The organism is Leucobacter soli (assembly GCF_042659205.1).
In the GTDB taxonomy this organism is placed as follows: Bacteria; Actinomycetota; Actinomycetes; order Actinomycetales; family Microbacteriaceae; genus Leucobacter; species Leucobacter soli.
Genome location: NZ_JBHSRW010000274.1, coordinates 1 through 2,773, shown reverse-complemented (window position 1 = coordinate 2,773; position 2,773 = coordinate 1). Strand labels below are relative to the sequence as shown.

The 2,773-nt window shown below is 69.0% G+C and carries 2 protein-coding genes; both read left to right on the top strand.

From position 1 onward, the window contains the following. Positions 1–905 (top strand): succinyldiaminopimelate transaminase (gene dapC, locus ACFPZL_RS12020; protein WP_382335589.1); only part of this gene is annotated, 905 nt, incomplete at its 5' end. A 191-nt stretch (positions 906–1,096) separates the two neighbouring features. After that, positions 1,097–2,407: a citrate synthase gene (locus ACFPZL_RS12015; protein ID WP_236021788.1), complete on the top strand. Its 1,311-nt coding sequence runs from the start codon at positions 1,097–1,099 to the stop codon at positions 2,405–2,407. Positions 2,408–2,773: the final 366 nt, after the last annotated feature.

Below are 2,773 nucleotides of genomic sequence, written 5' to 3'. Positions count from 1 at the left end.
CCCTGCGAGCGGCGATCGCCGAATGGTTCCGCCGCCGCCGCGGGGTGGACGTCGCACCGAACGCCGTGCTGCCGACGATCGGCTCGAAGGAGCTCGTGGCGCTCATGCCGTTCCTGCTGGGCATCTCGGCGGGCGAGGCGGTCGTGTTCCCGCGCGTCGCCTACCCCTCCTACGAGATGGGGGCGGCGCTCGTCGGCGCGGAAGCCGTGGCCGCGGACGATCCGGCGGACTGGCCCGCGCACACCCGCCTGGTCTGGATCAATTCGCCGGGAAACCCCGACGGCCGCGTGCTCGGCGTCGACGAACTGCGCGCCGCGGTCACCCGCGCGCGCGAGCTCGGAGCCGTGATCGTCGGAGACGAATGCTATGCGGAGTTCGGATGGGCGGCGCCGTGGGACGCCGAGCCCATTCCGTCGATCCTCGACCCGCGCGTCGTCGGCGACGACCACTCCGGCGTGCTCGCCGCGTACTCCCTGAGCAAGCAGTCCAACCTCGCCGGCTACCGGGCGGCGTTCGCGGCGGGGGATCCGGCACTCATCGCGTCGCTGATCACCGTGCGCAAGCACTCCGGGCTCATGCAGCCGGCTCCCGTGCAGGAGGCTATGGTGGCGGCGCTGCAGGACGAGGCGCACGTCGAGGAGCAGCGGGGGCGCTATCTGGCCCGTCGCACCGTGCTCCGGCCGGCGCTCGAGGCGGCCGGCTACCGGATCGATGGCAGCGAGGCCGGGCTGTACCTGTGGGCGACCGCCGGGATCGACGCCTGGGAGAGCGTGGCAGCGCTTGCCGAGCGAGGGATCCTGGTCGGCCCCGGCCACTTCTACGGTGCGCACTCGCCGCAGCACGTCCGGTTCTCGCTCACGGCATCCGATGCGCACATCGCGGCGGCGGCCGAGCGTCTCCGATAGCCGCGGATCCGGTCCCGTCCCGCCTTTCGGCGCGCTCGGCGCCGAATCGAATTTTTCTCGATATCAAGATACTCTGAGGATTCGCGGCCCTGCCGATCCGACCTGCCCGACCCTGAGGCTGGCTAGACTGAAAAGAGTGCGCAATGCCACACCCGGCGCCGAGCACCCGTATCGACCCACGAGGAGACGACGTGACCGACTCGAAGCCGATCGCATCACCCCCCGGCCAGAACGGCACCGCCAAGCTGACGGTGAACGGCCGAGAGGCCGAGTTCCCGGTGCTGAACTCGGCGGACGGCAGCCCGGCCATCGACATCAGCACGTTGACCAGGCAGACGGGGCACACCGCGCTCGACTACGGTTACGTCAACACGGCGTCGACCAAGTCGGCGATCACCTACATCGACGGCGAGGCGGGGATCCTGCGCTATCGCGGCTACCCGATCGAGCAGCTCGCCGCGGGGTCGACCTTCCTCGAGGTCGCCTACCTGCTGATCTACGGCGAGCTCCCGACGGCCGACGAGCTGGCGGCCTTCGACGCCGAGATCCGCAGGCACACGCTGCTGCACGAGGATATGCGCTACTACTTCGAGGGCGTGCCGCACACGGCGCACCCGATGGCGGTGCTCTCCGGCGGTCTGCAGATGCTCTCCACCTACTACGAGAGCTCGCTCGATACCGCGGTGCCCGAGTTCGTCGAGGTCAACACGATCCGCCTGCTTGCGAAGCTCCCCGTGCTCGCGGCCTACGCGCACAAGAAGTCGATCGGCCAGGCGTTCCTCTACCCGAAGAACGAACTCGGCTTCGTCGAGAACTTCTTGCGTCTGAACTTCGGCAACAAGGCCGAGCACTACGACATGAACCCCGTGCTCGTGGAGGCGCTCGACAAGCTGCTGATCCTGCACGCGGATCATGAGCAGAACGCATCGACGTCGACCGTCCGCCTCGTCGGCTCGACCGGGGCGAACATGTTCTCTTCGATCTCGGCCGGCATCAACGCGCTCTCCGGCCCGCTGCACGGCGGTGCGAACGAGGCCGTGCTCGACATGCTCGCGCAGATCCGCGATTCCGGGCAGAGCGTGCAGACCTTCGTGGAGAAGGTCAAGCGCAAGGAGGACGGGGTGAAGCTGATGGGCTTCGGCCACCGCGTCTACAAGAACTACGACCCCCGCGCCCGCATCGTGCGCGAGAGCGCCGACCGCGTGCTCGCCGAGCTCGGCGTCAACGACCCGCTGCTCGCCCTCGCGCAGGAACTGGAGCAGATCGCGCTCGAGGACGACTACTTCAAGGAGCGCAAGCTCTACCCGAACGTCGACTTCTACACGGGCGTCATCTACAAGGCCATGGGGTTCCCGACCCGCATGTTCACGGTGCTCTTCGCGATCGGGCGCCTGCCCGGCTGGATCGCCCAGTGGCGCGAGGCGCGCGAGGACGCCCAGACCAAGATCGGGCGCCCGCAGCAGCTCTACATCGGAGCCACCGAGCGCAAGCTCGAGCGCTAGGTGCAGTTCCTCGTGAGGTTGCTTCGTGAGGTTGTGAACGCGATCTGATGGGGTCAGCCCTCCGAGCCCGGTGCGGGGTCGGACGGAAGCTCTCCGGCGTGCGGCCCGGCTCCGGGCTCCGGTCGGGTTTTCCCGCCGAACGGCCCCCTTGCTGACGAGCGGCGCCTTTCCTGACGAGCGGCCCCGATCCTTTCGGCGAATATGCATGCCGTTCGTCGGGAAGGGGGCCCTTCGTCAGGGCGGCCGAGCGAGATGCAGCGGAAGAGCGTCCCGCAGCAGACCTGCAGCTCATCTGCGGCTGCGCCGCAGCCGTCCCAGCCGCGGCTGCGCCGCAGCCGCCCCCAGTCGGCCGCCGCAGCCGTCCCG